This window comes from Paenibacillus solani (assembly GCF_050475945.1).
Classification (GTDB): Bacteria; Bacillota; Bacilli; order Paenibacillales; family Paenibacillaceae; genus Paenibacillus_AQ; species Paenibacillus_AQ solani_A.
Genome location: NZ_JBCMXJ010000005.1, coordinates 463,841 through 487,503, shown reverse-complemented (window position 1 = coordinate 487,503; position 23,663 = coordinate 463,841). Strand labels below are relative to the sequence as shown.

The window sequence follows — 23,663 nt, the reverse complement described above, 5'->3', positions numbered from 1 at the left end:
CTCTGACCACCGCCTGACTTAAGATACATAGTCGCCACTGTAACTGATCAGCACCGCATTATAAACACCTGGCAGCTCAGACAGCTTGTTCACGAACTGGCCTTCGGCATCACGCAGACGGACTTCAAGTGTCAACTCAATGCTGCCCGGAGTGACGGTTTTTTGCTTCAGATTGTAGCGCTTAACGGCTTGGTGGATGTGACCTGTAACAGCCTGCTCACTTTCTTCGTTGTCACAATTAACAACTAGCAAATAAGGTGTATCAACCGAAGCCTTCTTAATGAAGAAGAACAAGATCAGACCGACGACGATGGAACCGATGACAGCGAGTGTGTAGAATCCGGCTCCGGTTACAATTCCCGCAACCGCGGACCAGAACAGGAAGATCAGATCGGTAGGGTCTTTGATCGGTGTACGGAAACGAACGATGGAGAGAGCGCCGACCATACCGAGCGAGAGCACGAGATTCGAATTAATGGCAATGATAACTACCGCAGTTATCATGGTCATCCCGATCAGAGAAACATTAAAGCTCTTGGAATACAGCACTCCGCTAAAGACTCTTTTATAGAGTAAGTAAATGAATAGACCGATAGCAAAAGCGACGGCTAACGTGATCAGAATCTGGGCGATGCTGATATCGGATACGAAGTTTTCCAAAACGGACTTCTTGATGATGTCTGAGAAATTGGTAGTATTGGTATTGCTTGTTGCAGCGTTTGTGTTCATGAATTATTGATCCTCCCAAGTGTTATATTTCAGAAATTTGCGGCACATCACATACTTGGATGCGGATTGCCGATTCAGCCCTTCCAGCTGCAGCGCAATTTTGATGTAATCCGGAATGTACTCGTCATATTTGACTTCGAGTATGATCAGATTCTCATCTATTGCCCGAATGGGTTTTAGATCTCGACTGAACAGCTCTGTCGAGTGCAGGCCGGTTCGAAGCTCCTTGTCAAACGTAATCCGTACATTTCCGTTAGGGCAGACATACGGCTCGCGGACATAATCGACAATGACTTTAGGGCGCAGCAGCTTGTGTTTCATTTCGTGATACAGCTCCATCATCAGAGGTTTATCCGGCTGATAAAGGCATTCATATTGACCAGCCATGATCTGATCCGCCATCTCCCTTGTGAGCGGCTCCTTCAGCTTCGCGATATAATCCCGGTATTTGATTTTCTTCTCAAAATGGATGGTGGTGTCGGCAACGTTATAAATCCGCATGCGGTATTTCACCCTGTCCCGGACACCCGCTAACTTCTCGTATAAAGCTTTGTTGTTGATATCGTCAAAGTACAAGCTGCGAATGTGATATTCCCCGCCAGGGCCAGCATGGTCATCGTGGGTTACCAGATTACTCAGTCGCGCCCGGATGATTTGATACTGATGAACATTCACAAAGAACTTCAGCTCGTTCCGATATTTTAATGGGGTTGTCATAATTCCACCTCGTTTCTCTCTGTCATGCGTATGCTTGTTTGCTTACAAAATCTATGCTATCAATCGTTCCTGATATCTTTCTTAAACGTGGCTGAATGTAAACTGAATGTTTTCGCAATGTAAAAACAGGGGGTAAATCAGTATCTGTTGGCTGAGTCACGTATTGAGAAGAAGAGAGGAGGGCGCAAAAGGGGTGGTCCCCCTGCTGCTGCAATTGTGGTAGGATGAGTTTATATACGGGAAGAGAATGGGACGATGGATCATGATGTATTATGTGGCTGCCCTTTGGTGTGCAGCGGCCGTACTGTTAGTGAGTCAGCCTCGAAGCGAGGTGAACCGTTGGGCCGCTTTTTTTCTATGGAGTGCCGGAATTGGCGGATTGACGGATTGGCTTGTACCTGACGGCTTTATTGCAGTCCGATATGAGCCTTGGATTCAGTTTCTGAACCATAGCTTGACTCCGTACGGCGTGTTGATATTTTGCCTGGTGTACACCCGGAAGCCTCGTAATCCCAAGCGGATGCGTCATTTCAAAACAGGCTTGTTATTGCCGGTGTTCGTGATGCTGGTTCAGGTTCTGTTGTCTGCGGATCATGGAATTCATTACGGATTGTTATTCATATGGACAGGCCCCTATTATGTGGCTGCGTGTGCCTTGCTTATTCGCGGATTATCAGAAGAGATGAACCCTCAGAAACGCAAAAATATGTGGATCACGACCTGGATCATGGTGCCTACCTTGCTTGGTGTGATGCTGTTGATCAATGTGGGAAACTTAATCGCGCCTGGTTATGATTCTTTTCGGTATGTGTCCCTATTTATCGTGTATTCGATGAGTGTTGCGTTAATCTGTACTTTTGTATATGGCGTTCTCGGTGTTCGTCTCCGGTTTGAGCGCGACCCGCTGGATCGCACGATGCAGGCTGTCAGCTCCGGTACATCAATGCTGAATCATACCATTAAGAACGAAATAGGAAAGATTGCGCTGAGCACTGAAAATGTAAGGCGGATGCTTCCTCCGGATAACGATAACGCTTTGGAACAGCTGGAGGTCATTGCCCATTCCTCGGAGCATCTTCTGGCCATGGTTGAACGGATGCAGCGGCAGATGAAGGTGTTTAAGCTTGAGGAGGCGCCAGTCCGCATAGATGAGATGCTGGCTGAGCTTATGCTTCGTGAGCAGGAGCTGTTAAGCAGACATGGTATCGAATTGAAGGTGATAAGCCGTGAGCGTCCGTGGCTGCTCATCGATGCCGTCCACGTACAGGAAGCGATGAGCAATCTCATATCAAACAGCGTTGAGGCGATGCCTGGGGGAGGTCTGATTACCATTACGGTTACGACCAATCGCAAAGGAGCAGCCATTTCGATCAAGGATAACGGAATGGGCATTCCAAGGGAGCAGCAGGCTCATGTGTTTGAGCCCTTTTTCAGCACCAAAGGTCATCAGCGGTTTAACTTCGGGCTAGGCCTGTCCTATGTGTATAATGTCATGTCGCGAAGCGGAGGCTCTGTAGGACTTGAAAGCAGCGAATCGGTCGGAACGGAGATTACGTTATATTTTCCTCGCAGCAAAATCATTCGTTTGACCGGGAGGGATGAGTTATGAATCGCATACAGATCCTGCTGGTAGAAGATGACCCGGATTGGATTAAATCGATGACCTATTATCTGAATTCGCAGGAAGATATGATCGTGGTTGGTGCGGCTGAATCGCCGGAGAAAGCAGTGGACATGGCGTTAATCCTGTCGTTTGATATCGTACTGATGGATATTCAGTTGACCTCAGGCAGGCTTGACGGCATCTACACGGCTGCCGAGATTATGGAGCGAAAGCCACATGCCAAGGTCATCATGCTGACTTCGCTCGATGATGAGCGGGTCATTACGCAATCTTTCACGGCTGGGGCTGTTAATTATATTGAAAAGTCAAGATTTAAGGAACTGCCGACAGCTATTCGCCAAGCTGTTCTTCATCCCGGGTCCATGGATGTGCTGCTTAAGGAATTCGCCCGCCTCAAGCGTGAAGAGCAGCTGCGGAACTTGACACCCGCGGAACGTGAAGTGTTTGATCTGTTGGAAGAAGGATATACTCATGCCCAAATGGAGAAGAAATTGTACAAAACCGAGAGCACACTAAAGAATCAAATTAATAAAATCTTGAAAAAGCTCGGGGCCAAGAGCGGCAAGGAGGCCGTGGAAAAGGTTCGTCGCAAAGGGATTGTGAAAGGAAACGATGGATAAGGTTTAAAATAATGATTCTGCCCGAGTTGACATAGGTAAGATGCGGAGGGGTACTACAAAATGTAGTACCTCTTTTTTGTGTGTTCTACAAAATTGAGGTCTGACGGTGTATTCGGCATGGTTGTAAAATGACTTGTAAATAGCAGGAATGTCCAGCAGAAAAGAAGAGGACATTCTGATAGGAGTTGAACACCCATGAAGAGAAGTCCGATATATATAGAACTCGATATAAAGACGGATATGGATACATTGTGGTCGTTAACGCAAATACCAGAGCAACATACACAGTGGGATTTACGCTTTTCGGAGATTCATTATTTGCCGAGGTCAGATTCAGATATCCAGCGCTTTTTATATAAAACCCGCATCGGGTTTGGACTGGAAGTGACAGGAGTAGGTGCTGCGAAGACGGTTGAACATCGGGGATCGGGAAACCGCCTGTCTACGCTGCGATTCAGCTCGGATCAGCGCATTTCTCTTATAAAAGAGGGGAGCGGCTATTGGAAGTACACGGATAGAGGGGAAGGCACCGTTACCTTCTGTACCCGGTATGATTACAGAACACGGTTCGGTATGCTGGGCGCCTGGTTTGACCGGCTACTGTTTCGCCCTCTGTTCGGCGCAGCGACGGCTTGGAGTTTTGATGTGCTGCGTTTGTGGGTGGAGAAGGATATACGGCCTTCAGCTACCATTCGGAAGGCATTCATCCATGCTTTGAGCGTATTACTTCTGGTCATACTCTGGTGCTACGAGGGGCTGGTTCCCAAGCTGCTGTTTCCGGAAGCGGGTGAGCTTGATCTTCTCCGGCAATCGGGTTTGGCAGTGGGTCAGGAAAGTCTGACCCTCACATTACTTGGTTTAAGCGAGATTGGCGCAGGATTATTGACACTGTTTTTCCATAAGAGTCGGTTGTGGTACAGACTGCTGATCATCTTGCTCATGGTCCTGATGCTTGGAGCTTGGATGATAGAGCCCGAGCTTATGAAAGCTCCGTTCAATCCGATAACACTGAGTCTACCCATGATCGGATTGTGCTTCATCGCCTCGCTGTCGGCTGAAGAGCTTCCGAGTGCTTTTCGATGTGTGCGAAAACCTGCTTCCAGGCTTAAATCCCGCAAAGGAGTGACGAACGATGACATCGATCTATGAGCGAGCGCTGGGAGCAGGGTTTAAGCAGCTTCATCCCAAAATTCAGGAGCGGTTCGGGTTCGGCAGTAAAAACCATATCGCTTCGATCGGCGAAGGTATTATGGAAGAGATCTGGTGTGCCCAATGGGCTGCTCTACCGCTATATATAGGGACGATAAGGCATATTATGTTTCCGAATCGGGGAGAAACAGTTCCATTTCAGATTGAGAACTATGCTTATCGGGATGAATGGGGGAGGGAAACCGTCACGTGGTGCCGCACCTTTAACTTCCCTGGTATTCAGCGACGCTTTGATGCCACGATGATATATAGTGAACAGCGCAGTCGTGTCGTGGATTACTTAGGGAACAAACAGCATTTGGCTGTCGACCTAAGGATCACTGCGGGTGATAACGGAGGAATTCGCATTCAGTCGGGAGAGCAGAGATTCTATGAAGGGCTGTTGGGATTTAGAGTCCCTCCATGGTTTACCGGAACGGCTGACGTATGTGAATGGTATGATGATGTGTCTCAGAAATACCGGATATCCGTTCAGGTGAGCAATCCAGTATTCGGGCCTGTCTTTCGGTATAAGGGAACCTTTCAGGCCCGGATGATTGAAGTAGGGGAAGATGGTGTTCCGCCTCATGTCAAACCCCTGCGGGTTGAGATTAGAGAGTAGAGGAGACATCCGAAGAGATGCTGCGGCCCTTGCGTTCACGGAACATGCGATAGTATAGAAACGAAGACAAGACATATAGCGTCCCGGTAATACAAAAGGTGATTGCATATCCCCAGTAGCTCCCATATGTCGTTACCAATCTGGATTGGACCGGCCCCATGGTGGCCCAGCCCAGCATAAAGGCTGTTTGTGTAACCGAATTTGCGATGCCCCTGCGGTGATCCGGCACACGATCGATCAGAATCGAGGACTGAATCGGATTGGCGGCATTCATCAAAGCTTGGCGGAACAGAAATCCAACAGATGCTATGAGGAGCACATTCGTGAAGCCGGTTAACAGTAGGAAGGGCAGGGACAAGACTTGAAAGAGGACTACGGCTCTGACAGCCCCAACCCGGTTCACAAGAGAAGGTCCGATCATCATGGATACGATCGTCATGACTTGTCCAAGTGATATTAAGATCCCAACCGCTGATAATGAAACCGAGAAACGGTTAGTGAAATACAAGTTCAAATAAGGCACGACGAGTCCTGAGCCCAGTCCAATTAACAATTGGGCGAGCGCAAATTGTCCGATGATTTTGAAATCCCTTGCAGCAGAGGTGTTTACAACATCTCGGGATTGCACGGGTGCTTCGGCAGGACACTCTCCATCAAGTGACCCAGTATCCCCGGGCTTTCGTTCCATCGTGAACAGGAGCGGCAAGAACGCGGTAAAGGTTGTCAGACCGCCAATGAATAGTGCGGTTTTCAAGCTGCTAACCTTATCCATGCCTATTGCCTGCAAGGCATCGGCCAGGAATCCGCCTCCCATGCTGCCTAACACTTGGGAAGCCAGGACAAGCGAGGCGTGAATGCTAAAGATGCGCATGCGAGCCGATTTTGCCGTATTTTCCGCCAGAAACGGGATGGCCAATACCTGAAAAAAAGATGCAAACAGACCAATGTAAATCGCAAGGCCCAGAAGGCTGAATTCGCTCTCCAAAAATGAACGAGCAATCAGTCCTGCGCCGCTTAGCAGCGCACCAAGGATCAGTATCCGCTTGCGACTGCCACGGTCTCCGATCAGACCGATTGGAATAAACATCAACGCGGTAGCCAGGGATTGAATACTGACCACTGTTCCATTCATGGAGTCATTATATCCCAGGCTTTGTATGTACAGATTATAGAGAACGCTAAACATGCCGGTACCGAACTGATACAGCACGTTAGCCAGAAAAAATAGCTTGATGTTACGCGGCCAAGAACGGATTTCGTTTGCCGACCGATGTATGAAACCCATGATGATACCTCCTAAATTTGACAGCAGCATCTCCTATTCTAGCAGGTTGGACAGTAGTGAGGAAGCATTATTATAAACAGTTTGATACAAACGTTGTACTTTAGTATTCGAAAATCATATCTACATGGATGTGGGCCTCATTTTTAGCTCTCTTCTATCGGGTATGGTTTTATTTGTGATAGGGGGTTATTCGTTCGGTTGACAATTATTATAGACGAAATTATAATATGTCTATAAATAAAGTAGAAATGTGGTGTTTATTTTGGATCTTAACGATCGTTTCTGGAATGCGTCTATAGATGAACTTAAACATGGATACATTGACGAAGGTCCCGTATGGGTATGTCTTCTGTGCGGCAAGACGTTGGAGAAAGGGATCATCTACCCGGATCAAGAGGTATTGTATGAATCGGAACGATATATGAATGTTCACATCCGCCGAGAGCATGGTTCGGTATTTCAGTATCTGTCCAGTCTTGATAAGAAGTTGACTGGACTTACTGAACATCAGAACCGGTTGCTGCAGCTCTTTTATCAAGGAAAGAATGATAAGGAGGTACAGGAAGTGCTCGGTATAGGCAGCGCATCGACGATACGTAATCACCGGTTTGCCTTGAAGGAGAAGGAAAGACAGTCCAAGGTCCTGCTGACTTTGATGGAACTGCTGAAGGATAAGGATAATCATGCACCGGCATTCGTTGAAATACCTATGCAAGCTAAGATGATAGATGAGCGTTACAATGTTACGGAGGAAGAGAGACAGACGATATTGGCCAAAGTGTTTCCAGAAGGAACCGATGGACCACTTAAGACGTTTAAGCTCAAAGAGAAACAGAAGTACGTTGTACTCCGTGAAATTGCTGCTCGATTGGAGCCTGGAGTCATCTATTCGGAGCAGGAGGTTAATGACATGATCGGCAGGGAAAACCCCGATTATGTTACGATTCGCCGATATTTGATTGAATATGGTTTTTTGGATCGTAAGGATGATGGAAGCCAGTACTGGTTAACGACATAAGCATTAAAATGCCAAGATAGGGAGGATCATACCATGAGTCGCAGACAGGAACTGAATCAAATATATAAGGAAATCAAGATAGAAGCTGGTGTTTATCAGATTCGTAATACAAAGAACGGGAAAATATGGGTTGCCGGGACGAATAACCTGAAAACTATAAACGGCAAGCGGTTTGAGCTGCAGATGGGAACTAGTTACAATAAGACGCTGCAGCAGGAATGGAAAGAGTATGGGGAAGATGCGTTTGTCTTTGAGATTCTGGAGAAGATCGAACCGAAGGAAGATCCGTATTATGATCTGAAGGATGTTATCAGCAAGCGGGAAGCGTTTTGGATCGAAAAGCTCGAGCCTTTTGGAGAAAAAGGATATAACTCGGTAAGAAAATAAGGCTTTTGTGTGGCAAATGCCTTGTAGGATATGAAATCGCATGCCTTTCAATTGCAATGCCGTGCAAGGGTAAGATATGATGATTTTAGCGGCTTAAATCGCTTCCTTTCCTACTTTTTACTACACGAAAGCGAGACGTGAACACGATAATGAGATCCATTGCATGGGTGACCGACAGCACGAGTACCATTGATCCTGAATTTGCCAAGGACAATCATATTTATGTTGTACCATTGAGGTTGATTCTTGGACAGGAGGCTTACAGGGAAGGAATCGATATTTCCGCGGAAACCTTCTATGAAAGAATGAAAGATGAACTAAACGTCAGCAGCTCACAGCCACCGATCGGTGAATTTATCGATTTGTATGAAGCTCTGAAAGAGAAATACGATGATATCATTGCGATTCATTGTTCGTCCGAGCTTAGTGGCACATTGAATTCATCCATACAGGCGGCAGAGATTGCGGAGGTATCCGTCGTTGGCATTGATTCCCAAGCCGGGGCGTTTCCGGTGCGTGAAATGATCATGTCCGGTATTCAGTGGTATCGTCAAGGGGATACTGTTCAGGTAATCAAAGATAAAATTCAGTCCATGGTACAAAATATGTCGTTCTATCTCATTCCGGCAAGCCTTCACCGTCTTCACAGCAGCGGCCGAGTGTCCGGAACCCAGCTGATTCTGAGCAATTTGCTGCGCATACATCTTTTGCTGCGTTTTGATGAAGGTAAAGTTATTGTGGAAGAGAAGATTCGAACGTTCAAGAAGGCCAAGCAGAAGATGCTCGAGCTTATGAAAACGGATCTACAGAAAATTAAGAAGGTGTGCATTATGCACGCGAACAATGTTGAAGAGGCTGAGGAGATTCAGAAGGAGATCCGAGGCGAGCATCCATGGCTGAAGACCGAAATTATGACCTTTATTCCGGTTGCGGGCATCCATGCAGGAGAAGGCACGATCGCCATGTCGTGGATTAGAAATCATTCCGCTTTTTCTTAGTAATATTTTAGATAAGCCTGCAGATAATATCTGCAGGCTTTTACCGTGCCCCCGATTCTGTAACAGCAATGTGGTTGAATATGTAATAAAGAATGTTCCAGGAAAGGGTGGAGGTAAAGATGAAGGTAATCATTACGCAAGCCGAGGCCATGCAAAAGAATATCTGGGATGATATTATGCTGATGTTTGGCAGAACTGATGAGGATGAAGTGTGGGATACGGAGCAGTTCATCTTAACAGAGGAGCAGGCGCGAAAGCTTGGTCTGCTCAAATAGATGGCCAACAGCCGCATCGGTTGCGGCTGTTCTCATCTGATCAGGAGCTTGGACTGGAATTAATTTCATGCTTGTCATGGAAGGACTCTGGTGATAGGAGAACGAATATATTTAGGGTGAGATAGAAGGAAGGTGACCCAATTGGGGCGTAGACTCCAGTGGATATGGATATCGATACTGGCAGCCGTCTTGCTGCTTGCCCTGGCAGGTTGCAAGGACGGATCCGGAAGGGGCATTTCCGGAGATAATGGTCAAGAAGCTGCTCCATCGTCGCAAGGGCAGAAACAACAGGAGCAGGAGCCGCCGCAAGAAGAACCGGATAAGACCCAACCTCTTCCTGGCAGCGCCGGGGAAGTCGAGAACGGGAATTTGCCGAGCAATAGCAAAACGGAAGCTGCAGTTACTGAGCTGATGTCCGGTATGACTGTGAAGGAGAAGATCGGTCAGTTGGTTCTGGTCGGACTTGAAGGTACGAAGATGGATGAGACATCGCTTAAATTGATCAAGGATTATCAAGTAGGCGGCTTTATCTTTTTCAAAGACAATATCACGAGCACACAGCAATCCGTGAAGCTGTTTAATGAGCTCAAACAAGCCAATGCAGTGAATCCTGTGCCGCTATGGCTAAGCATTGATGAAGAGGGTGGACGGGTTACCCGTTTTCCAGAGGAGTACGTCAAACTGCCGTCCAGCGGTAAGGTAGGCAGCCAACAGAATCGAGAACTGACCAAGCGTGTTGGCGGTCTTATCGCAGAGAAAGTATCGGGACTCGGACTCAATATGGTATTTGCTCCGGTGCTCGATATTAATAGCAATCCAAACAATCCGGTTATCGGCGATCGGTCCTTCGGTTCGAGCGCAGATGTCGTAAGCGAACAGGGTATCGCCTCCATGAAAGGAATTCAGGAGAGTGGAGTTGTTCCTGTCGTGAAGCATTTTCCCGGCCATGGAGATACTTCGGTCGATTCTCATCTTGGGCTTCCTGTTGTTGAACATGATCTGAAACGGCTGCACAAGATGGAGTTGGTTCCATTCAAGCAAGCGATCGATGAGGGTGCCGATGTGGTAATGGTTGCCCACCTGTTGATGAAAAGCATCGATCCGGATACTCCATCCTCCTATTCAAAACCGGTAATCAACGATCTATTAAGAGAAGAGATGGGATTTAAGGGTGTTGTTATCACGGATGATATGACGATGGGTGCTGTTTCCGGTAATACGGATGTTGGCGAAGCTTCCGTGAAATCCATCCTGGCGGGGAGTAATATCGTACTGATCGGACATGAATACGATATGGAGATAGCCGTCATTCAGGCATTGACCGACGCGGTTGAGAAAGGCGTAATCTCGGAGGAAATGCTGGACGATCGAGTAAGGACCACGCTTGTACTTAAGCAGAAATATCAGTTGAACGATGAGCCAGTGAAAGCACCGAATGTAGAGCGGTTGAATCAGAAGACAAAACAAGTACTAGAAGAGATGAAATAAACGTAATTATGAATGAGGACAAATTCTCACTGGTTCCATCAATTCACAATTCATTCTTAACATCAAAAAATGTAGAGTGAGTAAAAAACCCGATCTCAGCTGAGATCGGGTGAATAGACTAGAATATATTAGAAGTTGATATAAAGTAAAAAACGTGCTAAAATGAAGGATAAATAACTATTGGCTTAAGTCATAATAACCTAATGCTAGAATAGCATGAAAATTTGGGATTGTCAACAGGGGGGCATAGAATGGAGAACCGTCAGAGCGCGGATTTTGCATTGGAACGAGAGGTTGCGGATACAGAGAAAACGGCAAATTCTCCGACAGAGGATTTTTCTGTTCACGACGATCTCACACTACCGCCAGGCATCAAGATTAGTGATCCAGTTCGTATGTATTTAAAAGAAATCGGTCGTGTTCCCCTTCTATCTGCCGATGAAGAAGTGGAACTATCCAAACGAATAGAGGAGGGAGATGAAGAAGCGAAACGCCGTTTGGCGGAAGCGAATCTTCGTCTCGTTGTAAGTATAGCAAGGCGCTATGCCGGTCGGGGAATGCAATTCCTTGATTTGATCCAGGAAGGCAATATGGGCTTGATCAAGGCTGTGGAGAAATTCGACTACTCCAAAGGCTTTAAATTTAGTACGTATGCCACTTGGTGGATCCGTCAGGCTATTACCCGCTCTATTGCAGACCAAGCAAGAACGATCCGGATTCCAGTGCATATGGTAGAAACCATTAACAAACTGGTACGTGTATCAAGACAACTGCTTCAAGAGCTTGGACGCGAACCGACACCGGAAGAAATCGGCAAAGAGATGGACATTAGCCCGGAGAAAGTGCGGGAGATTCAGAAAGTATCTCAAGAACCTGTATCCTTGGAAACGCCGGTTGGTGAAGAAAGTGACTCTAATCTGGGAGATTTCATCGAGGATCAGGATGCCTTGGCACCTGCAGATGCTGCGGCGTTTGAGCTGCTGAAGGAGCAGCTGGAAGAAGTGCTGGATACACTCACTGAGCGTGAAGAGAACGTACTTCGTTTACGCTTTGGACTTGAGGATGGACGTACCCGTACGCTGGAAGAAGTGGGGCAGGTGTTTGGTGTTACTCGTGAACGCATCCGGCAGATCGAGGCGAAAGCACTCCGTAAATTGCGTCATCCGAGCCGCAGTAAGCGTCTCAAGGACTTCCTTGAATAATTTTGTAATAAATGGAACGAACTGAAGTGATAAATCCTTGGGTACGGCCTGCCGGCTGTACACCAAGGTTTTTTGCTGTTCTCCCAGGAGATTCTCCCCCAATTGACACCACATAAGAAGTTGCATCATAATGATGTAACATCCCTACATGGGTAAGGTTTTTGCTGTGTTGAATGTGAAGAATAGGGAGTGACATGTCTACGATGACTTTACATACATCTGCTATCGACCGACTGTGCAAACGCAATGTAGAGTTGGCGGCTTTTTCAACTTACGGAATTGGAGGTATGGCCAACTATCTCGCCATGCCTGAATCCTCCTCTGACCTGGCGGACCTGCTTCAGGATTGCAATAAACGCGGGATCCCTTGGTATATTTTCGGAATGGGTTCTAATATCCTTTTTCCAGATGAACCGAAACATGATCTGGTATTTATATCGCTCAAAAACTTAGTAGAGCTTCAGGTGTCCAATGGAAAATGGTATGTTTCCTCCGGAACCCCCATGTCTATGCTCTCCCTGATGGGTTTAATGGGCGGGACGGACTTGCTGGATTTTACTTTTTTGCTGCCGGGCTGTTTAGGAGCGGGCATCTATATGAATGCCAAATATAACGCCCGTCAGATATGCGATATATTGGATGTCGTTTATTATATTGATACAACAGACCCGAGCTTGAAGGTGCAGTCACTCGCGGCAGCGGACTGTTTATTTGCTTACAAACAATCGATTTTTCAGATGAACCCATGGATTATCGTAGGCGCTGATCTCAACATTCCGGTAAGCTCGGAAGAACAGATCGATATGACCTCCGTACTGCTTAAGGATTGGAAAGCTCGCGGCAGCCATCCATCCTCATTGCCATCATTCTTCTCATTCTTCCTGGGAGAGGTTCATGCGCTGGCCGGAAAAGGGATTGAGACACCACAGGCGATGCTGGATATCATTAAGTATCGGACGAGTAAACGCCATTTCGATTTCCCGTCCTGTGGTTCGGTATTTAAGAATAATTATGATTATGGTGTTGCAGTAGGCTCGCTCGTAGATCAGCTGAATATGAAAGGAACGGAATATGGTGGCGCCATTATTTCCCCTCATCACGGAAATATGATACTGAACCAGAAGAATGCCAAGGCTGCTGATATTCTGTACTTGATAAATTTGATCTCCGAGTCGATTAATACCCACTATGGATTTGTTCCCGAGCCGGAGATTGTACTGGTCTAAATCGGCAGTAAAATAATCTCTGTAAAGAAATTGGAATAAGTAGAATTTAATGATATAAAACGCTATAATCAGATAGGAATCATCCGTTTATTGGAATAAACGATGAAATTCATGTTGCGAGAGGGGTACCATGTATGGCTAAAACATTAATTTTTGGACACAAAAATCCGGATACGGACACGATCTGTTCTGCTATTGCTTATGCTGATTTGAAGAATCAACTCGGGCTTTCCGCCGAGCCTGTACGGCTTGGTGACGTTAATGGCGAAACGCAATATGCGCTCGATTTCTTCAAGGTGGAGGCGCCGCGTTTCGTCGAGACGGTAGCGAACGAAGCACAAGAAGTTATTCTCGTGGACCATAACGAACGTCAGCAAAGTGCGAGCGATATTGATCAAGTTCGCGTGATTGAGGTTATCGACCATCACCGCATCGCGAACTTCGAAACAAGCCAGCCGCTATACTACCGTGCCGAGCCTGTTGGCTGCACAGCTACTATTCTGAACAAGATCTACAAGGAGAAAGGCGTCTCCGTTCGTAAAGAGATCGCTGGTCTGATGCTCTCCGCGATCATTTCAGACTCACTGTTGTTCAAATCCCCGACTTGCACAGAGGAAGATGTAGCAGCTGCACGTGAGCTGGCTGAGATTGCAGGCGTGGATGCAGAGAGCTATGGACTGGACATGCTTAAGGCTGGTGCAGATCTGAGTGATAAATCCATCGCGCAATTGATTTCCCTGGATGCCAAGGAATTCCAAATGGGTGGAGCCAAGGTTGAAATTGCTCAGGTCAATGCAGTCGATACGAATGATGTACTGTCCCGTCAAGCCGAACTTGAAGATGCTATTCAGGCGATTATCGCGGAGAAGAATCTTGATTTGTTCGTATTGGTTGTGACTGATATTCTTAACAACGATTCTATCGCTCTTGCACTTGGTAAAGAGTCCAAAGCGGTTGAGAAGGCGTATAATGTATCCTTATCTGATAATAAGGCTCTTCTTAAAGGCATTGTTTCCCGTAAATCGCAGATCGTTCCTGTTCTGACTGAAGCATTTACTCAATAATTATTTTCTCATATAAACAAGTCTGACTATGACTGAGGAACTCAGCGGGTCGGGCTTGTTTTGTTGTGCTTAGTTGTCAGCCTTATCCCTCTGGGACGTTTGTCGACTCGTAACATTCGAATGTGGCTTGAAGGGCTTGTTTACGAAGATGGAAAGATTGAAGCATTGTAATGAATTTACGACGAAATGACATCCTTTTTCCAGCGAATGTTCTTATAATGAAGATACTGATCTGCCAAAGCGTTTCAAGTCCCAGGAATTGGGTTAATATTGATCAATGAATATTGAATCGGGCGCAGATGGTATTGGATTAATCGACATTACGTCAAGAATTAGAAGGAGCGATTAGAAGATGAAGAAGTCGGCTTGGAAATTGGGATCGATGATGCTGCTTGTACTCCTCATGATGACAACTGTTGGCGTGGCCTCTAGCAACCAATATGAGCCGGTTCCGGATGCTTCGAATCAAGAAGCTGCTTACATAAATAAACTTGAGATCAGAGACGGCAAGGTCTATCTGGAAGTGGATCCGATCGAGTGGTATGAAGGAGAGGAAGCGAATCGGGTATTCCGTGAACGTGAACAGGATCCGGAAATGACGGAAGCTCCTGACGGTTATTATATCGTAAACGATACGGAAGAGCAGATTGAACTACCGGTAGCCGATGACGCAGAAGTACTGCTTCAATTATACGACCATACTGGTCGGTATGAGGATGCTCAGATTTCCTGGAACCAATTAGTGGATTTGAACAAATTTATTAATATTTATAAAAAAGACGATATCGTGGATATGAAATGGTTCCCATTCCATCTCACGATTGAAGATGGCAAGGTAGTGAAGATTATCCAGCAATATGTTCCGTAAATGCACGAATAAAACAGATGATAAATAAGAGCCGCTCTATCTCGGTTAATCATAACCGTGGAGCGGCTCTTGTTATGTCTTCTTACAATAAATACCCACTTAGAAACAGAAATGTTATCGGGTATGCTTCATCGGTTTGAGTTTGCCATTCACGACATCGCTGACGAATGGTGCAATGCGGGACTTGCGTTCAGCGTATTCTTCCTTTGTAATCTTGCCTTCGGTGAGCTTTCGATCAAGTCTCTTAGTGAGTGCCTGGACTTGCTGATCAATGACAGCCTGGACAGGCACATCACGTTCTTTCGCGATTTGGGCCAGTGATTTTCCGGAATGCAGCGATTGTTTGAGTTCTTCCGGTGTTGTTTTTAAAAGCTTCGCCAGTTCTTCTCGATCTGAGATCAGTCTTCCATGCCGATAAGGGCTTTTATGTTGATGCCAGCCACCCTTGGCGTCAAGCAGTTTGTCCGCCACAGCCGAGTAATCCATAGTTTCTCCCAACTTTTGCGGATGCGAGGAAACCCGGGCCTTCAACAGCTCAATGAGTTTAGCTTTCATAGCTTCGCGTGCAATGCCTTGCTCCTTGGCGATGTCTGCCAGGGTTGACGTCTTGAGTTTATCCTTGAGAACCTGAGGTTCCAGCTTAAGGAATTTAGATAGGTCCATAAACATATGACCGAATTTTTGTGGTCTGTGTTCGTTCTTGGCCGACGGGACTACTGTGGAATCCCCTGGCTGTCCGTGCGGTTCTGCAGAAACCGTGGAAGGTACAGCAAAACTCATGACGACAGCGATGGCGAGAACCGCCGAGCGCTGTATTAATTTCAAGAATGTTGCCATTGTTATTTACCGCCTCTCTTGCTTGGTGTTAGTTTTTGCGTTCTTTGTTTTACCCGGAAATCTGAATCATCTATAAAGTATCCTTAATACTAGTCAAACATACATAATTTTCAAAACTAGTGAAGAAGCCGTCATTCTATGAAACTATCGACTCTTTTTCGCTAATATGCTATCATGGAGTCCTGATAACGTAGTAAAGTGTAAAAGCAGTTTTGTATATTACTGGATTGCTAGAAATCCTGAATATCACTGCGTTTATGACAACAAGGGGGCTTTTTTGGTGAGAAAGATAGCATTAGTATTAGCGGGGGTTATGCTCTTATTGACCGTAGTTGGATGCTCAAAATCCGCAAGCGGGGGAAATGAACTGGTGGTCGGAATTGACGACAAGTTCGCGCCTATGGGATTCCGGGATGAGAACAATGATCTTGTAGGGTTTGATATCGATTATGCACGCGCAGCTGCTGAAAAAATGGGCAAGGAAATCAAGTTTCAGCCCATCGACTGGAAAGCGAAAGAATCTGAGCTCAGCAGTGGGCGCATTGACTTGATATGGAATGGATATACGATCACTGACGAGCGCAAAGAGAAGGTGCTCTTTACAAAGCCTTATCTTGAGAACAGTCAGGTTGTGACGGTACTGGCGGATTCCGATATTAGCTCCCTCAGCGATTTGGCTGGGAAAGAAGTCGGCTTGCAGGCCTTATCTTCGGCGGCGGATGCTCTAAGCACAAATGAAATTCATGATCAAATCAAGAAAATTAACGAGTTTCCGGATAATGTACTGGCTTTGGGCGATTTAAAGAATGGGCGTGTGGATGCCGTAGTCATTGACGAAGTTGTATTGAAATATTACATGTCCAAGGAAGAAGGCACTTATAGAATCCTTGACGAACACTTGGCTCCTGAACAATACGGAATCGGAGTTAAAAAAGGGAATGAGGACCTGTTGAACAGTCTGCAGAAGGCTCTGGATGATATGAACGCCGATGGTACTGCAGCCAAGATTTCCGAGAAATGGTTCGGCGAGGATAAAGTACTGAAATAGGATGTTCACCGAGGATGTTAATCGATCCTCTCATAAATTCTCTAAGAAACCGGACTTTATCAAAGGATCCGGTTTTCTGTTCCCATCCTTGGAATTACGAAGAAAATAGGAAGAGTTCCGATCCTTTATGAAGCTCTTCTAATAGGAGTTAAGTATAATGAGTATGGATTATATCATTCAAATCGGCAAGCCGATGCTGGAAGGTGCACAGACGACGATCCTGTTATTCTTCATCGCCATTCTGGCCTCGATCCCGCTCGGCTTTGTATTCACGCTAATGGTCAGAAGTGCCATTAAGCCGCTGGCTTGGTTCGCTAATGCCTATATTTATGTGTTTCGCGGGACTCCGCTGCTGCTGCAAATGCTGTTCTTCTGTTTCGGATTGCCGGTATTACCGATCATCGGGGAGTATCTTGTATTGGATCGTTTTGTCGCTGCTTGTTTGGCATTTGTATTAAACTACGCTGCTTATTTTGCTGAGATATTCCGTGGAGGATTACTGGCAATTGACAAAGGGCAGTACGAAGCTTCCAAGGTACTGGGGCTGAATCGATTTCAGACCACGACCAAGGTCATATTACCGCAAATGTTCCGCGTAGCACTGCCGGCTGTTTCTAACGAATCTATTACACTGGTAAAGGATACGGCACTGTTGTACGCTGTGGCTGTACCCGAGCTGCTTCATTTCGCCTATACGGCGGTCAATCGTGACTTTACGATCATGCCGTTCGTGATTGCCGGGGTTATTTATTTGCTGATGACACTTGTGTTAACAGTATTCTTTAAATTCTTGGAACGTCGATTTAAATATGAGTAAAAGGACTGTCGTGTGATGGCCATTATTGAAGTAACGCAGATGAAAAAGTCTTTTGGCTCATTGGATGTGCTGAAGGACGTCAGCTTTGAAATTCAGAAGAATGAAGTGATTGCCGTTATTGGGCCTTCCGGTTCGGGCAAGAGCACCATGCTCCGCAGTCTGGTGCATTTGGAGGAGGTCAATGGGGGATCAATCAAGGTGCAGGATCAGTATCTCGTGAAGGATGGGATCTATTCAAGCCAAGCACAGATTAAGGCGATTACATCCCGGATGGGCATGGTGTTTCAGCATTTTAATCTGTTTCCTCATCTTACGGTGCAAGAAAATCTCGGACTGGCTCCTAAATATGTAAAGAAACAAACCAAGGAAGAAGTTAGGGTAAATGCTGCTTCACTATTGCAGAAGGTAGGATTGTCGGACAAAGCAGATGTATATCCAGGCAATCTATCAGGTGGACAGAAGCAGCGTGTTGCCATCGCGAGAGCACTCATGATGAATCCGGATATTATGCTCTTTGATGAACCGACATCAGCACTGGACCCGGAATTGACAGGTGAAGTGTTAGCGGTCATCAAACAGCTGGCTGAGGAGCATATGACGATGGTGATTGTGACGCATGAGATGAGTTTTGCCAAGGAAGTGGCAGACCGGATTATCTTCATGGATAACGGACTAGTCGTCGAATCGGGAACACCGGATCAAATATTTAACCAACCGAAAATGGAGCGGACTCGGGAATTCTTAAACCGGGCGACGCGATAGGGAGTACTGGCTGGGGCTGGATCGGAAGATCGGCTTTCGGTCAGTTTTTTATGTAACAACGTATTATCTTTAAAAAAGATAGCTTGACGGATTCATGTTATACCTCTACCAAATAACGCGAGGAGCGGATTGAGTCATTAGTCATGTTGTTAAATTAGAGAAGGTCTTCCATTAGTTTATCAACTTTTGGGAGGCCTTTTCTTTCATATTGGCAGTCATTTGCGGAGCATCGCCAGCAGCAAAAGGACAACCGACCCGATAATAATATAGAGGCAGCCTCTTCCGAACGTCTCCATCTTCCATCAGCTCCTTTGTTTAAGACAACGTGGAAGACAAGAGCGAGGTTGCATATATTTTTCCATTACATGAGAAGTTAGGCACGAGATAAGCATACTGTCATTGGCCGAATGAGCACTCCATTTGGTTTACAGATACACGTAAGTAAAATATGAAAAGCATACCAGATCAAGTGTTTTTTCAAGAGAGAAAAGACCGCCCCGCCATTGGACGATGGCATGGGCGGCTTAAGTCGGTTATGCGACAGAATGGAGTTTGAGTATGACCAGCCCCAGGTCGGCGATATCGATAAGACCGTCACCGTTGATGTCCAAGTCGCGGGTATCCTCGTTTACGATGGTGCCCACGAATTTAGCGACCATCATCACATCCAGCAGGTCAACGGTGCCGTCATTGTTGACATCCTCCGCCACTACTTTGACAATGCTCACATGCTTTACGATATCTTCGTTGATATAATGAAGCTTCCCTGTCTCGTCCGCATTTGCGAGTGTCCAGGAGGAGCCTGCTGCAAACGTAATGGAGGCATTCCCGACCAGATTCAATGCCTTGAAGCTGAGCGTGAACACATCCGTGTCACCGGTAACGCTGCGGTCTCCAGTCAGACTGGATGTAACAACCGCTTTGCCAGGCTCCGAGGCGATGTTCATGTACGTGCCGTCACCTGCAAACTGGCCCGCCTGCGTAACGTCGACCAATTCCAATTTGGAAGCATCGTAGCTGATCAGCGAATGTACGCTGTACAAAAGATCGGCATCCGCAGCCTTAACGGTGACCTCGAATGTTTCACCGGTTTTGGCTTCCGCAGGTGCCGCAAGATCGAAGCTAATTCGGTCGTTCCCTGGGGTCTCCGGTTCTTCCGCCAAATTCATCGTGATCCGATACATTTGGGTTCGATTGAAGGACGGGGCGTAGTATATATGGCCGTCCGGTCCGAGCGTGAATGATTCGGTATCAGCCAGTTCGATGAATTCGAACGTAGCCGGGTCGATCGCATACAGCTTCTTCGTCAGGTTGGCAATGAGAATGCCTTCCTTGCTCCACACCAGATCATAGTTGCCCCAGCGCAGGGCGGTCCCGCTGTCGGCAGGATTGATGTGAAAGTATTTGATGACTTGAAACGTATTTGGCTCGAGCGCAAATACATAACCGTTCACACCGCCCCACAGCAGTCCATCCGGACCGAAGGTCAGGCCGCCGATCGCAGGCGGGTTGGAGAGACCGGGAATGTCCAGGGATGCTTCCATGATCTTCTCTTCTTTAACCGTATCCCATACGAACAGTTTGGCTTCCGTGGTTTTCGGATCAACGGCCATGCCGCCGTTGATGCTAGTGGATCCGTACAGCTTCCCGTCTCTGTAGGCAAGGGAAACGACGCTCTGATCCTGCACGACGTTGCGGAACACGCGGTAAGCGGTGGAAGGATCCGCTGCGGTCGGATCAAAAACGGTAATGGCTCCACCAAGCTCGCCGTAGGTCGAGACGGAACCGAAGTAGATTTTTTCGCCAGCAAGGACGCTTGCACCGATTCGATCCTGACCGTTGCCCAAGGTGACCAGCTTCTTCGGATTGCCGGTTCCATCCGGTTGATCCAGATCGTATTCGTAGATGTCCCCGCCAGGGTATACGCCGAAGTACATCCGGTTGCCGTGAGTCTCGACTGCGCCGGCCTGCCCCATGCTGAAGGTCTTAGCGGTATTGGATGCGATATCGTATGCTGCCGCCTTGGAAGCCTGCATGCCGGTGACATAAATTTTGCCGTCTGGCCCGTTGACGAATTTGTGAGTGATGGTTGCTGAAGATGGTAAAATATTTTCATATCGTTTCACGGTTTTCGTCTGCGGATTGAAGAACACGATGATGCCGCTGAAATTCATCGTGACAAGACTCGTGCCCGGCAAATCTGGATCATCGACCTGCACCCAATTCGCGCCCCTGAACGCTGTTTCGTATTCCATTCCGGAATCGCCTACTTCATATGTCACGGTATCAAAGGTTTTGATTTTTTTGTCGGCTGGAAGGTAGATCTTTCCGTTTAAAGATTCTTTCGGCAGATGAAGACCTGACGAGCTCTTCTCGATCACGACATCGAGCCACTCCCCGGCTTCAATATCGTAAATGTAGCGCTTCTGCGGTGTATCGTAACGGATGATAAGGAACTTGTCATCGACAATGCTGAGATCATACACATAACCGGTTTCGTTCAGGGAGGAAGCAATCTCAACCTTTACCCCGGTCTCGACATTTACTTTATACACCTTGCTGTGGGATGTCCCAGCATAAATATACCCGTTGCTGTAATCAATGGAACGCACGTACTGCTGCCCTGCACCATCGACCATAATGCCGTAATCGCGGCTCTCCTTGGTGGCCGGATCATACTTCAATACCCGTCCTCCTGGCCCTGCGCCGATATAGACAGCACCTGCCTCATCGATGGCAAGACACCAGAACACGCTCTCGGTCGGATGCGTATATACTTTCTTGACTTCCTTGGCAACGGGGGAGTAAGCCCACAGTTGTCCGGCCGATGTGATGTACACCGTGCCGTCTGGCGCGATCTCATGATTCCATACTTCGCCGCCGCCTTCAAGCGGCAGACTGCGGATGACCCGATAGTCGTCAAGATCAACGACGTGGAACATTGGTGGAATGCCTTTTACAGTCGTATACATGATGTTCTTGCCGTCCTCAATGCCGGCTTCGCCGTCCATCAAACCGACAACATCAGAAATTGGCAGCGTTCTGAACTCTGGCTCGCCGAACTTGATGTCGTCGAGACTTGCTCCCGGCTGGCCCGTATTCTGTCCGATTGAAATCAGCTTCACAATATTTTCGAAAACGGACTGGGTGCCGTTAAGCTGCGCTCCCTTGGCTAGCATAAGCCATGTGCTTCCGCTATCCTCTATGACGTTGAATGTAATTTTGGCGACATCGCTGTCTCCATCGATTTCCTCCAGCAAGCTTCCCTCCAGATGGATAATACCGTTCTCTAATTCCGACGAGAAGGTGGCCCCTTCATCGCCAAACGCACCGGCAGGCTCCACCTTGGCGATCTCAAGCATGGACGGATCGTAATGAATGGAGGCGGTAACGCTTGAAATATCCATGCCTTCCGTCAAACTCAGCATGGTGCTGATGGTATCCCCTTGCTCCGCCGTAGGAGGAGCCGACAAATTCAGCTTCCCTGGAACCTGGATCGGTTGTTCGTAGGACATCGTGATGTCGTCATAATAAGCGGTCGCCCGGCTGTAAGCGGTCGTGTATAAAATAATTCTGGCATACGCCGCATTCGCCGGTGCAACCAGACTTGTAGACGCCGAGGTCCACTGCTTCACAGGGAAGCCCTTTGAGGTCTCGTTATGAAGAGGCTTTTCAGCAATGGATTTATCGGACGCATCAAAATAGCGGAGGTTCAAGCTTGCCGTGCCGCTGTCCTCCATATACACCGAGGCGGTCACGGTATACGTGACACCACTCGTAACATAAAGCTTGCCGCTCATGAGGGCGACGGAATTCGTTTGCGATGTATCGGTGATTTTCAGGCTCTGATTGCCGCTATGGCTGTTCTCCGTGGAAACGGTATAAGTATAATCGCCCTCCTTCACGGCAAACATGCTGCTCCAGCCCGGAATGGTTGCTCCCGGAGCGCTATCCTCAAATCCAGGATTCGTCAGCGGCATGTTGACGGATTCGGAAGCAGCTATATCACCCGCGAGCGCAAGCTCTGAAGCCGAAGCAGCGGGGGACATGGATAGAAACAACGAAGCTGCCAGCGTTATGGACAGCAGGGAAGCGAGACTTTTCTTCAAATTGCGAAAGCAGGTGTACAAAGAAATCCCTCCCGGTTGAAAGATGAAGAATTTACTGCTAAGGAAAAGGTTAATCCCGCCTCGATATTCCCATTAAATGCACTTACCTGACTCGGTACAGACGAATTGATTGAAGGACTGGACTTCTTACCTGGACTCGGGGAGATTTGGAAAGACAGCTCCTTCGTTATCTCGAGCGGCAGAATCCGGAGATCATTCTTTTCATGTCCATTTAAATAGTTCTCCGTTGTAACCGCTTTCAAGTTGTCCAATTGAAGAGTGGCTGGGCCCGATTTTAAGGCTGTAAATGTCACTTCAGCTACTTGAAGCTTTTTCTTATAGGACGTATCCTTGCTGTCCTTGCGGATCAATGCGGCTGTAATTTGTCCCTCTTCGTTCTGCGAACCGGATTGATAGTTGATGTAGCGATTCGAAATCTTCATTTCTTCATATCGAAGTAGGCTGGAATTGTAATTCAGACGGAATTGCAAACCATATAAATCCTGTACTTGTGAGGCGTTAACGCGGATTTTAATCTTGGATCCAGGTTTGAGAGCATTAGGCACTCTTTCTAACTCAAGTAATCCGCCTGAAGCTGATGCTTGATATGGGGCAAACTGGCTGAAGAACAGCATGAAGATCATGATAGCAAGGCCGTATTTTTTTCTCAACGTGATACACCTCCAGTGAGATTGGATGTTTTTCTTTAGCAAAATGCCTGCCGACTGGCGAGGTACAACCTCCTTTCTTAACAATTCATTACAGACTAATTCTTTATG

At 47.0% G+C, this 23,663-nt stretch carries 22 protein-coding genes; 16 read left to right on the top strand and 6 right to left on the bottom strand.

Annotated features, from left to right (window positions below; genetic code table 11):
• Positions 1–18: 18 nt before the first annotated feature.
• Positions 19–729, bottom strand: a complete 711-nt coding sequence (locus ABEQ74_RS03955; protein WP_430119700.1) for a DUF4956 domain-containing protein — start codon at positions 727–729, stop codon at positions 19–21.
• Between the two features lie 3 nt (positions 730–732).
• Complete coding sequence (locus ABEQ74_RS03950; protein WP_430119698.1) at positions 733–1,446, bottom strand: polyphosphate polymerase domain-containing protein; 714 nt, start codon at positions 1,444–1,446, stop codon at positions 733–735.
• 262 nt (positions 1,447–1,708) lie between these two features.
• On the opposite strand from ABEQ74_RS03950, the gene ABEQ74_RS03945 reads away from it, so the two are divergent.
• The 4 genes from ABEQ74_RS03945 to ABEQ74_RS03930 all read left to right on the top strand — a co-directional run bounded on the left by ABEQ74_RS03945 (position 1,709) and on the right by ABEQ74_RS03930 (position 5,500).
• Positions 1,709–3,055: an ATP-binding protein gene (locus tag ABEQ74_RS03945; RefSeq protein WP_430119696.1), complete on the top strand. Its 1,347-nt coding sequence runs from the start codon at positions 1,709–1,711 to the stop codon at positions 3,053–3,055.
• A complete protein-coding gene (locus tag ABEQ74_RS03940) occupies positions 3,052–3,690 on the top strand; it encodes a response regulator (protein ID WP_430119694.1) in 639 nt (212 codons plus the stop codon). Before ABEQ74_RS03945 ends, ABEQ74_RS03940 begins: the two co-directional genes overlap by 4 nt.
• Before the next feature lie 195 nt (positions 3,691–3,885).
• Positions 3,886–4,839, top strand: coding sequence for a DoxX-like family protein (locus tag ABEQ74_RS03935; protein WP_430119692.1), 954 nt, complete (start codon positions 3,886–3,888; stop codon positions 4,837–4,839).
• On the top strand, positions 4,823–5,500 hold the full coding sequence (locus ABEQ74_RS03930) for a DUF4166 domain-containing protein (RefSeq protein ID WP_430119690.1): 678 nt from the start codon (positions 4,823–4,825) through the stop codon (positions 5,498–5,500). The genes ABEQ74_RS03935 and ABEQ74_RS03930 overlap by 17 nt, the downstream gene beginning before the upstream one ends.
• On the opposite strand, the gene ABEQ74_RS03925 is transcribed toward ABEQ74_RS03930, so the two are convergent.
• Entirely contained in the window at positions 5,490–6,785 is a 1,296-nt protein-coding gene (locus ABEQ74_RS03925) for an MFS transporter (RefSeq protein WP_430119688.1), read from the bottom strand. The two genes, ABEQ74_RS03930 and ABEQ74_RS03925, sit on opposite strands and share 11 nt — an antisense overlap.
• Before the next feature lie 262 nt (positions 6,786–7,047).
• On the opposite strand from ABEQ74_RS03925, the gene ABEQ74_RS03920 reads away from it, so the two are divergent.
• The 9 genes from ABEQ74_RS03920 (at position 7,048) to ABEQ74_RS03880 (ending at position 15,311) form a co-directional block, all read left to right on the top strand.
• Entirely contained in the window at positions 7,048–7,803 is a 756-nt protein-coding gene (locus tag ABEQ74_RS03920) for a DUF2087 domain-containing protein (protein WP_430119686.1), read from the top strand.
• A 33-nt stretch (positions 7,804–7,836) separates the two neighbouring features.
• Positions 7,837–8,190: a GIY-YIG nuclease family protein gene (locus ABEQ74_RS03915; RefSeq protein WP_430119684.1), complete on the top strand. Its 354-nt coding sequence runs from the start codon at positions 7,837–7,839 to the stop codon at positions 8,188–8,190.
• Between the two features lie 149 nt (positions 8,191–8,339).
• Positions 8,340–9,188 (top strand): DegV family protein, encoded by an 849-nt coding sequence (locus ABEQ74_RS03910; RefSeq protein ID WP_430119682.1) that lies wholly within the window; start codon positions 8,340–8,342, stop codon positions 9,186–9,188.
• 119 nt (positions 9,189–9,307) lie between these two features.
• Positions 9,308–9,463: a hypothetical protein gene (locus ABEQ74_RS03905; RefSeq protein WP_165593394.1), complete on the top strand. Its 156-nt coding sequence runs from the start codon at positions 9,308–9,310 to the stop codon at positions 9,461–9,463.
• A gap of 132 nt (positions 9,464–9,595) precedes the next feature.
• The gene (gene nagZ / locus ABEQ74_RS03900; RefSeq protein WP_430119680.1) at positions 9,596–10,951 is read left to right on the top strand and encodes a beta-N-acetylhexosaminidase; all 1,356 of its coding nucleotides are present in this window, start codon (positions 9,596–9,598) and stop codon (positions 10,949–10,951) included.
• Between the two features lie 251 nt (positions 10,952–11,202).
• Positions 11,203–12,153 carry an RNA polymerase sigma factor RpoD gene (gene rpoD, locus ABEQ74_RS03895; RefSeq protein WP_430119678.1) on the top strand — a complete coding sequence of 317 codons (951 nt, stop codon included), beginning with the start codon at positions 11,203–11,205 and terminating at the stop codon, positions 12,151–12,153.
• Positions 12,154–12,356: 203 nt separating this feature from the next.
• On the top strand, positions 12,357–13,379 hold the full coding sequence (locus ABEQ74_RS03890; RefSeq protein WP_430119676.1) for a UDP-N-acetylmuramate dehydrogenase: 1,023 nt from the start codon (positions 12,357–12,359) through the stop codon (positions 13,377–13,379).
• 134 nt (positions 13,380–13,513) lie between these two features.
• On the top strand, positions 13,514–14,443 hold the full coding sequence (locus tag ABEQ74_RS03885; protein WP_430119674.1) for a manganese-dependent inorganic pyrophosphatase: 930 nt from the start codon (positions 13,514–13,516) through the stop codon (positions 14,441–14,443).
• 352 nt (positions 14,444–14,795) lie between these two features.
• On the top strand, positions 14,796–15,311 hold the full coding sequence (locus ABEQ74_RS03880) for a hypothetical protein (protein ID WP_430119672.1): 516 nt from the start codon (positions 14,796–14,798) through the stop codon (positions 15,309–15,311).
• Positions 15,312–15,425: 114 nt separating this feature from the next.
• On the opposite strand, the gene ABEQ74_RS03875 is transcribed toward ABEQ74_RS03880, so the two are convergent.
• The gene (locus ABEQ74_RS03875) at positions 15,426–16,148 is read right to left on the bottom strand and encodes a hypothetical protein (protein WP_430119670.1); all 723 of its coding nucleotides are present in this window, start codon (positions 16,146–16,148) and stop codon (positions 15,426–15,428) included.
• 280 nt (positions 16,149–16,428) lie between these two features.
• Between ABEQ74_RS03875 and ABEQ74_RS03870 the strand changes: the two genes are divergently transcribed.
• From ABEQ74_RS03870 to ABEQ74_RS03860, 3 genes are all read left to right on the top strand, one after another.
• Complete coding sequence (locus tag ABEQ74_RS03870; protein WP_430119668.1) at positions 16,429–17,196, top strand: amino acid ABC transporter substrate-binding protein; 768 nt, start codon at positions 16,429–16,431, stop codon at positions 17,194–17,196.
• Between the two features lie 157 nt (positions 17,197–17,353).
• Positions 17,354–18,013, top strand: coding sequence for an amino acid ABC transporter permease (locus ABEQ74_RS03865; RefSeq protein ID WP_430119666.1), 660 nt, complete (start codon positions 17,354–17,356; stop codon positions 18,011–18,013).
• Positions 18,014–18,028: 15 nt separating this feature from the next.
• The gene (locus ABEQ74_RS03860; protein ID WP_430119664.1) at positions 18,029–18,775 is read left to right on the top strand and encodes an amino acid ABC transporter ATP-binding protein; all 747 of its coding nucleotides are present in this window, start codon (positions 18,029–18,031) and stop codon (positions 18,773–18,775) included.
• 533 nt (positions 18,776–19,308) lie between these two features.
• On the opposite strand, the gene ABEQ74_RS03855 is transcribed toward ABEQ74_RS03860, so the two are convergent.
• Entirely contained in the window at positions 19,309–22,905 is a 3,597-nt protein-coding gene (locus ABEQ74_RS03855) for a cohesin domain-containing protein (protein ID WP_430119662.1), read from the bottom strand.
• Entirely contained in the window at positions 22,881–23,555 is a 675-nt protein-coding gene (locus ABEQ74_RS03850; RefSeq protein WP_430119660.1) for a cohesin domain-containing protein, read from the bottom strand. Before ABEQ74_RS03850 ends, ABEQ74_RS03855 begins: the two co-directional genes overlap by 25 nt.
• Positions 23,556–23,663: the final 108 nt, after the last annotated feature.

Excerpts from the sequence above, each read along its gene's own strand:
- ABEQ74_RS03940 (WP_430119694.1), top strand. The coding sequence starts at position 3,052 with ATGAATCGCATACAGATCCTGCTGGTAGAAGATGACCCGGATTGGATT.
- ABEQ74_RS03950 (WP_430119698.1), bottom strand. The coding sequence starts at position 1,446 with ATGACAACCCCATTAAAATATCGGAACGAGCTGAAGTTCTTTGTGAAT.
- ABEQ74_RS03925 (WP_430119688.1), bottom strand. The coding sequence starts at position 6,785 with ATGGGTTTCATACATCGGTCGGCAAACGAAATCCGTTCTTGGCCGCGT.
- ABEQ74_RS03880 (WP_430119672.1), top strand. The coding sequence starts at position 14,796 with ATGAAGAAGTCGGCTTGGAAATTGGGATCGATGATGCTGCTTGTACTC.
- ABEQ74_RS03915 (WP_430119684.1), top strand. The coding sequence starts at position 7,837 with ATGAGTCGCAGACAGGAACTGAATCAAATATATAAGGAAATCAAGATA.
- ABEQ74_RS03910 (WP_430119682.1), top strand. The coding sequence starts at position 8,340 with ATGAGATCCATTGCATGGGTGACCGACAGCACGAGTACCATTGATCCT.
- ABEQ74_RS03935 (WP_430119692.1), top strand. The coding sequence starts at position 3,886 with ATGAAGAGAAGTCCGATATATATAGAACTCGATATAAAGACGGATATG.
- rpoD (WP_430119678.1), top strand. The coding sequence starts at position 11,203 with ATGGAGAACCGTCAGAGCGCGGATTTTGCATTGGAACGAGAGGTTGCG.
- ABEQ74_RS03945 (WP_430119696.1), top strand. The coding sequence starts at position 1,709 with ATGATGTATTATGTGGCTGCCCTTTGGTGTGCAGCGGCCGTACTGTTA.
- ABEQ74_RS03860 (WP_430119664.1), top strand. The coding sequence starts at position 18,029 with ATGGCCATTATTGAAGTAACGCAGATGAAAAAGTCTTTTGGCTCATTG.
- ABEQ74_RS03885 (WP_430119674.1), top strand. The coding sequence starts at position 13,514 with ATGGCTAAAACATTAATTTTTGGACACAAAAATCCGGATACGGACACG.
- ABEQ74_RS03875 (WP_430119670.1), bottom strand. The coding sequence starts at position 16,148 with ATGGCAACATTCTTGAAATTAATACAGCGCTCGGCGGTTCTCGCCATC.
- ABEQ74_RS03890 (WP_430119676.1), top strand. The coding sequence starts at position 12,357 with ATGACTTTACATACATCTGCTATCGACCGACTGTGCAAACGCAATGTA.
- ABEQ74_RS03905 (WP_165593394.1), top strand. The coding sequence starts at position 9,308 with ATGAAGGTAATCATTACGCAAGCCGAGGCCATGCAAAAGAATATCTGG.
- ABEQ74_RS03930 (WP_430119690.1), top strand. The coding sequence starts at position 4,823 with ATGACATCGATCTATGAGCGAGCGCTGGGAGCAGGGTTTAAGCAGCTT.
- ABEQ74_RS03865 (WP_430119666.1), top strand. The coding sequence starts at position 17,354 with ATGAGTATGGATTATATCATTCAAATCGGCAAGCCGATGCTGGAAGGT.
- ABEQ74_RS03955 (WP_430119700.1), bottom strand. The coding sequence starts at position 729 with ATGAACACAAACGCTGCAACAAGCAATACCAATACTACCAATTTCTCA.